At 71.6% G+C, this 6192-nt stretch carries 4 protein-coding genes and 2 pseudogenes; 1 reads left to right on the top strand and 5 read right to left on the bottom strand.

What is annotated here, in order from left to right:
• Positions 1 to 124 precede the first annotated feature (124 nt).
• A pseudogene (locus tag ABT085_RS42645) lies at positions 125 to 310 on the bottom strand (transposase family protein); the annotation flags it as partial.
• A pseudogene (locus ABT085_RS46900) lies at positions 307 to 438 on the bottom strand (IS982 family transposase); the annotation flags it as partial. The pseudogenes ABT085_RS42645 and ABT085_RS46900, both read right to left, overlap by 4 nt.
• 894 nt (positions 439 to 1332) lie before the next feature.
• Between ABT085_RS46900 and ABT085_RS42640 the strand changes: the two are divergent.
• The gene (locus ABT085_RS42640; RefSeq protein WP_351621454.1) at positions 1333 to 2718 is read left to right on the top strand and encodes an MFS transporter; all 1386 of its coding nucleotides are present in this window, start codon (positions 1333 to 1335) and stop codon (positions 2716 to 2718) included.
• 58 nt (positions 2719 to 2776) lie between these two features.
• On the opposite strand, the gene ABT085_RS42635 is transcribed toward ABT085_RS42640, so the two are convergent.
• The 3 genes from ABT085_RS42635 to ABT085_RS42625 form a co-directional block, all read right to left on the bottom strand.
• A complete protein-coding gene (locus ABT085_RS42635; RefSeq protein ID WP_351621451.1) occupies positions 2777 to 4714 on the bottom strand; it encodes a helix-turn-helix domain-containing protein in 1938 nt (645 codons plus the stop codon).
• Between the two features lie 76 nt (positions 4715 to 4790).
• Positions 4791 to 5591, bottom strand: a complete 801-nt coding sequence (locus tag ABT085_RS42630) for a 3-hydroxybutyrate dehydrogenase (RefSeq protein WP_351621448.1) — start codon at positions 5589 to 5591, stop codon at positions 4791 to 4793.
• Positions 5592 to 5702: 111 nt separating this feature from the next.
• Positions 5703 to 6182 carry an NUDIX hydrolase gene (locus tag ABT085_RS42625; RefSeq protein ID WP_351621456.1) on the bottom strand — a complete coding sequence of 160 codons (480 nt, stop codon included), beginning with the start codon at positions 6180 to 6182 and terminating at the stop codon, positions 5703 to 5705.
• Positions 6183 to 6192: the final 10 nt, after the last annotated feature.

The following is a 6192-nucleotide window of genomic DNA, read 5'->3' as shown; positions in this document are numbered from 1 at the left end:
TGGAACGGCCAGCCCCTCGACCACACCCGCACCAGCCACCTCGCCCGCCTCGACCTCACGCTCGCGGCATAACTGCACATTTGGCCAGCAGGATCTGCGGGGCGTCACCGCAGGTGAATGGTCGACTCCTATCGCGGGTGGATACCAGGGTGCCGTCCACGATGTAAGCGGTGTCCTTGCGAGGTCGGCGAGCAGGCGAGATCGCCAGCAGCGGTGCAAGGTGGTCCAGGATTCGGTCGGCCGCCGACTTCGAGATCCCGAACACTGACGCCACCTGTCGTGGCGTGAGGTTCGTGCGCCAATACGCAGCTCGGCGTCGGCGGGTTTGGGGGTGATCCTGACCGTCGGTCGCCATGGCGCGAGATGCGGCGATGCCTTCACCAGGTCGTCGGATTTCACGTGCATTGCGGTGGCCAGGGAGTCCAAGTCTGGCGTCACAACCGCACCTTGGGATCCCTCACCTCATGTGCGCAGCTGATCCCTTGGAATCGATCACGTCATGTTCCGCGACCCTGGCCCCGCCCGGTCGGATCCCCGGGGCGGACGTCCCCGCCGGCACTGCGGCTTCCTCACGTTCAAGAAGCCCGAGAGCCGGCAAGAGCCCGACGTCACGACCGCCACGGACATCACCTGTTACGGGCACGGCCACCACAACGGCCTGGGACCGGATGAACCCCCGGCTCACCCACCGCAGCCCCTGGCTGAACCACGCCAAGGAAGAACTCCCGTCTTCCACGGCAAGTTGATCCGCCTGAAGGTCGACCGTCTGCCCGGCGACCCAGACCCGAAACCGATCTGACTGTGGTGCTCGGCCACCGCCGCCACCGGCGCGGACGTGAACCCCTGGTGGCAGTCCTTCCTCCGACGCTTCGGCCTGGAACACACTTTCAGGCTCGTGAAGCAAACCCTGGGCTGGACCGCCCCGAAAATCCGCCACCCGGACAGCGCCGATCTGTGGACCTGGCTCGTCGGCTGCGCCGCGACAGCCCGGAGACGATCAGCCCCAAAGTGTCCGAGTTCAACGGAGCGTAGTTGGCACCAAGTCAGCACGGGGAGGGGTGAACACGGTTGATGACGTGGGCTTTTGGTCAGCACCGAACCAGCACGGGAGTCAGCACCGCACCACCAAATTACTCCGAACCACGCGTCCCGGACAGCCCGCGCTTCGCCCGTCCGCGAGCCCCGGAATCACTCTTCCGTGACTCAGCATGGTGGCCGCACGCATAGCTGTCCGTCGAACTATGTCGTCCCGCCACATGTGCGCCTCAACTGCCTGTTTCTACGGTGTGCCGACACGTACCCGTCCCCACCGCACACGAGGAAGTGGCGCACATGGCCTCAGCAGCATCCGCTCCCCCGACACCCGGCAACCTCAAGCGCATCGTCGCCGCCAGCCTCATCGGCACCACCATCGAGTGGTACGACTTCTTCCTCTACGGCTCCGCAGCCGCGCTCGTCTTCAACAAGCTGTTCTTCCCCGACTCCGATCCGCTGGTCGGCACCCTGCTGTCGTTCCTGACGTACGCCGTCGGGTTCGCCGCCCGGCCGCTGGGCGCGCTGGTGTTCGGGCACTACGGCGACCGGCTCGGCCGCAAGAAGCTGCTGGTGTTGAGCCTGCTGCTGATGGGCGGGGCCACCTTCGCGATCGGACTGCTGCCGACGCACGCCAGTGTCGGGGCGGCCGCCCCGGTGCTGCTGACCGCGCTGCGGCTGGTGCAGGGTTTCGCACTGGGCGGCGAATGGGGCGGCGCCGTGCTGCTGGTGTCCGAGCACGGCGACGCGCGGCGGCGCGGGTTCTGGGCCTCGTGGCCGCAGACCGGGGCCCCCGCCGGGCAGCTCCTGGCGACCGGCGTCCTGTCCCTGCTGACCGCCGTGCTGTCGGACGACGCCTTCGGCAGCTGGGGCTGGCGCATCCCGTTCCTGCTGTCCGGTGTGCTGGTGGCCGTCGGTCTGTGGATCCGGCTGTCCGTCGACGAGTCGCCGGTCTTCCGGGAGGCGCTGGCCCGGGCCGAGGCGCGCAAGGCGACCCGTGCCGAGGCGACCGAGCAGCTGCCGCTGGTGTCGGTGCTGCGCCACCACTGGCGCGACATCCTGGTGGCGATGGGCGCGCGCATGGCGGAGAACATCAGCTACTACGTCATCACCGCCTTCATCCTCGTCTACGCCACCACCTCGGCCGGTGTCTCCAAGCAGACCGCGCTCAACGCGGTGCTGATCGCGTCGGCGGTGCACTTCGCGGTGATCCCGGCGTGGGGCGCGCTGTCGGACCGGGTGGGCCGCCGGCCGGTGTATCTGCTGGGTGCGGTCGGGGTCGGACTGTGGATGTTCCCGTTCTTCTCGCTCATCGACACCGGTGGATTCGGCAGCCTGGTCCTCGCGGTGACGGTGGGTCTGGTGCTGCACGGGGCGATGTACGCGCCGCAGGCCGCGTTCTTCTCGGAGATGTTCGCGACCCGGATGCGTTACTCCGGTGCCTCCATCGGCGCCCAGTTCGCCTCGGTCGCCGCGGGCGCGCCGGCGCCGCTGATCGCCACCGCGCTGCTGTCCGACTACGACAGCTCCACTCCGATAGCCCTGTACGTGATCGCCGCGGCCGCTCTGACGGTGGTCGCCGTGCTGGTGGCGAAGGAGACCCGGCTGCGCGACCTCGCGGACGTCTCGGCCGAGGCCGTGGCCGATACCGCTTCGGCACCGGCGGCGGACGCGCACATCGCCTGAGCCGCCGGTTCCCGCCCGTCCCCCGACCCCGTGCGCCCCGCGTGCGGGGTCGGCGGCGTCACGCCGCCGACAGCCGGTGCAGGCGCAGGGCGAGCTGGATCTCCAGGACACGGGCCGGACTCTGCCAGTCCTCGCCGAGCAGCCGGCCGACGCGCTCCAGACGCTGGGCGACCGTGTTCACATGGACATGCAGTTCGTCCTTGGTACGGGCCGGGCTCATCCCGCAGGCGAAGTACGCGTCGAGGGTGTGCAGCAGATCGGTGCCGCGCCGCTCGTCGTACGCCACCACCTGGCCGACGGTGCGGTCGACGAACCCGGCTATGTCCCGGTCGCCGGCAAGGAGCAGGCCGAGGAACCCGAAGTCGTCGGCGGCCGCGCCGTCCCCGGTGCGGCCCAGCAGCCGGAGGGCGTCGAGACACCGTCGCGCCTCCACGTAGGCAGCGGCCACGCCGTCCGGGCGCGCGGCGAGGCCGTCCACCGCGGCCGAGGCGCCGACGGTGACCGCCTCGTGGACGGCCGTACCCAGGTGCCGGGCGGTGCGCCGGGCGAGGTCGGTGACGGTGTCGCCGCGGACGAGGGGCAGCAGCAGTACGGTGCCGCCGTCGCGGGCCGCGGCCAGCCCGTGCCGGGTGGCGGCGAGGTGCGAGGCCGCCGACCACAGCCGCCGGCGGGCGGCCGCCTCCTGGTCGGCGTCGGCCGTGGGGCCGTCGAGGCGGGCGGCGAGCACGACATGGGTGGCGTCGAGGTCGGCGTGCAGCCGCGTGGCGCGTTCGCGCAACAGGCGTGGGTCGCGGTCACGGGCGTCCAGCAGGTCGTCGAGGAGTTCGCCGCGCACCCGTTGTTCGGCCTCGGCGGCGGAGCGTCGGGCGAGCAGCAGCAGGGAGGTGACCATCGCCGCGCGTTCCAGGGTGCGCTGGTCGACCGGGTCGAGGTCCGGGTGGCCGCGCAGCACCAGGGCGCCGAGCAGTTCGCCGCCCGCGGTCACGGCGGCGATCCAGTCCTTGCCGTGCCGTACGGCGTGTCCCTCGGCACGGGACGCCTCCAGGGCCGGGGCCGAGGTGCCGGCGGACTCGGTGAACTCGACCGTGCCGTCGAGGACCTCGGCGACGGCGGCGGCCACGTCGTGCACCCCGCCGCCGCGCAGGACGAGTTCGGCGAGCCGGTCGTGGATGTCGGAGGCGCGTTCGATGACGGCGCTGCGGTCCTTGATGATCTCGTTGGCCCTCTCCAGGCCGGCCAGGGCGGAGCGGGTCTCGGTGAGCAGGTTGGCGGTGTCGATGGCCGCCGCGGCGAGGGCGGCGAAGGAGCCGAGCAGGGCGATCTGTTCCCGCTCGAAGACCCTGGCCCGGCGGTCCGCGGCGAAGAGCACCCCGATGACCTGGGGTCCCAGCATCAGGGGTACGCCGAGGATGGCGACCAGGCCCTCGTCCTGGACGCCCGCGTCGATGGTGGTGGTGTGCTGGAACCGGCCGTCCCGGAAGTAGTCGTCGGTGACGTAGGGCCGGGCCGTCTGCGCGACGAGGCCGCCGAGGCCCTCGCCCATCCCCAGCCGCAGTTGCTGGAAGCGGGCGGCGACCGAGCCCACGGTGACCCGCATGTAGGTGTCGCCCCGGGCCGGGTCGTGGAGGCTGAGGTAGGCGACGTCGGTGCCGAGCAGCGACCGGGCGCGCTGGACGATCGCCGGGAGGACGGCGTCGAGGTCCCTGAGCCCGGCCAGGTCGTGCGCGGTCTCGAAGAGCGCGGACAGCTCGGCCTCGCGCCGCCGCCGTCCCTCCAGCTCCGAACGCACGCGCAGGGCGAGCAGCTTGGCGTGTTCGAGGGCGGCGATCCGTGCGGCCGGCTCCGCCGCGGCGCGGGCCCGCAGCACCGGCTCCTCGTAGGCGTCGACGGCCGCGCCCCGGGCCAGGAGCTCCAGGAACGGCGCCTCGGCCGGGTGGGACGAAGGGCCGGCCTCGCGGGCGGGACGCTCGGCCGACTGCACATGATCGCGGGACATGGTCACAGGATCCCCCATGGCACGGCCGCGGCGTCAGGCCTGTGGACAACTCCGGCGCACGGCGGCAGGAGCCTGCTCAGTGTGCGGTCCAGCCACCGTCCAGCACCAGGGACGTGCCGGTCACGAACGACGCCCCCGGACTGCACAGATAGGCCACCGCCTCGGCGACCTCCGCCGGTTCGATGAGCCGTTTGACCGCGCTGTCCTTCAGGAGCACCTCGGAGAGCACGCGCTCCTCGGAGATCCCGTGCGCCCTCGACTGATCACTGAGCTGCTGTTCGACCAGCGGGGTGCGCACATAGGCGGGGTTCACGCAGTTCGAGGTGACGCCGTGCGCGGCGCCTTCGAGTGCGGCCGTCTTGGACAGCCCCTCCAGGCCGTGCTTGGCGGCGACGTAGGCGGACTTGTAGGGGGAGGCCCGCAGCCCGTGCACCGAGGACACGTTGACGATGCGGCCCCAGCCCTGCCCGTACATGTGGGGAAGGGCGCCGCGGATGAGCCGGAACGGCGCCTCCAGCATCACGGTGAGCACGGTGTGGAAGACGTCGGGCGGGAACTCCTCGATGGGCCGTACCAGTTGCAGCCCGGCGTTGTTGACCAGGATGTCGGTGCCCGCGGCGGCGAGTTCGGCGGTGTCCAGGTCGGTGAGGTCGAGGACCTGCGGCTCGACGCCGCCGGGCAGGTCCACGGCTCGTCCGGCGAGTGCCTCCAGGCCCCGGACGTCGCGGTCGACCGCTCTCACCTTGGCGCCGGCGGCGGCCAGCCGCAGGGCGCAGGCTCTGCCGATGCCGCCGGCGGCGCCGGTGACCAGGGCGGTGCGGCCGCCGAGGTCGAGCGGGACGGCGGGCGGAACAGGGAGGGCACTGGGCGCGGTCATGCCCCGACCCTAGGCAGCCGCCCCACCCCGCCCCATGTGCTCAAAGCCCATACTTCAGGGCGCAGTAATGGGGCTTGCCCCTATGGGGTGCCGTCCCGGTGCTTCCACCGCTCAGAGGGGGCCGGCGGGGTCGAACCAGGTGGGCCCGTCGGACAGTGCCAGCTTGATCCGGTGCCGGGCGAACTCGTTGAGGTCGGGCAGGGCGTCCACCTCGAACCAGCCCACGTCGAGCGACTCGTCGTCGTTGACCCGGGCCTCCCCGCCGACGGCACGGCAGCGGAAGGTGATGTCCATGTACTGGCACATGTCCCCGTTGGCGTACGTGACCGGCGTCAGCGCCTGGACCAGGACGACCCGCTCGACGACGCACCGTACCGCGGTCTCCTCCTCGACCTCCCGCACGGCGCACGCGGCGGGCTGCTCCCCCGGCTCCGGGATACCGCCGATGACGGACCACTTGCCGGTGTCGGAGCGGCGGCCCAGCAGCACTCTGCCCGCGTCGTCGAAGACGAGGGCGGTCACTCCGGGGAGCCAGAGCAGTTGCTGTCCGGCGGAGGCCCGCAGTTCGCGGATGAAGTCAGGAGTAGCCATGGGGCCGACC

This window comes from Streptomyces sp. NPDC002265 (assembly GCF_040296125.1).
In the GTDB taxonomy this organism is placed as follows: Bacteria; Actinomycetota; Actinomycetes; order Streptomycetales; family Streptomycetaceae; genus Streptomyces.
Note: the sequence above shows the minus strand (reverse complement) of the source record. Positions and strands in the feature narration are given on the sequence as shown.